This is a genomic window from Achromobacter sp. 46006, from assembly GCF_059761975.1.
In genome coordinates, this window is sequence record NZ_JCBANN010000135.1 from 1 (window position 1) to 752 (window position 752).

Sequence of the window (752 nt, forward strand, 5' to 3'; positions counted from 1 at the left end):
GCCTGGCGGGCACGCCACTTGCTCGCGCTCGGCGGCAGAGGGCGCCGGTCCGGCGCCGTGGACCAGGAGAGCGAAAATGAACCCGTCCCAAAAGGGCAATACCCGCAACGCGACACCGGCCAGCGCCCCGCGCGATGATGCGCAAGCCGCCCGCAACAGTGGCCAGTTCGGCGCCGACAAGCCCGGCTCCGGCAAAGCGCCCGCGCCCAAGCGGCGGGCCGATGACACGCCCCACCCGGAAGGGCCGGAATACGAGGAGGGCGGCCGCTATCCGGGCACGCGCGAGCCCGGCACGGCGCGTTGAGCCGCGTTCAATCGGCCTCCGCGCCCAGCCGGAACAGCAGCACCACGCAGTGCAGCGCCGCCAGGCCGACCAGGCCGTAGGCGGTGCGCGCCGCCATGGCCCAGGGCAGCACGCGCGCGAACAGATCGAGATTGACGGCGGCGATCAGTCCGGTGTTCAGGCCGCCCGCCACCACGACGATCAGCGCTACCCAATCGCGTGCGCCCAGGAACCCCTCGCCATCGCGTAGCGCCGCGTTCGCGGGCCGCTGGGCGGCATCGTCGCTCTCACCATAGGCTTCTTGCATGGTCCCCTCCAATGTCGACGGCAGGCGGGCCTGGCAGCCGGGTGGTCATTTCGCGCCTGGGCGGCGCGGGAGCCGGGCACCTCTGTGGGGTGCTGTGTAGGGGCCTGGCTGTGCCGCCGGCGTTGCCAGCAACCGCCGTGCCCGCGCCGCGCCGGGCAGGGC

2 protein-coding genes are annotated in these 752 nt (G+C 73.4%); one reads left to right on the forward strand and one right to left on the reverse strand.

What is annotated here, in order from left to right; all coding sequences use genetic code 11:
• Positions 1–76: 76 nt before the first annotated feature.
• Positions 77–304, forward strand: coding sequence for a hypothetical protein (locus AC6LKG_RS26510; RefSeq protein WP_498169964.1), 228 nt, complete (start codon positions 77–79; stop codon positions 302–304).
• Between the two features lie 7 nt (positions 305–311).
• On the opposite strand, the gene AC6LKG_RS26515 is transcribed toward AC6LKG_RS26510, so the two are convergent.
• On the reverse strand, positions 312–590 hold the full coding sequence (locus AC6LKG_RS26515; protein WP_498169966.1) for a DUF378 domain-containing protein: 279 nt from the start codon (positions 588–590) through the stop codon (positions 312–314).
• Positions 591–752 lie beyond the last annotated feature (162 nt).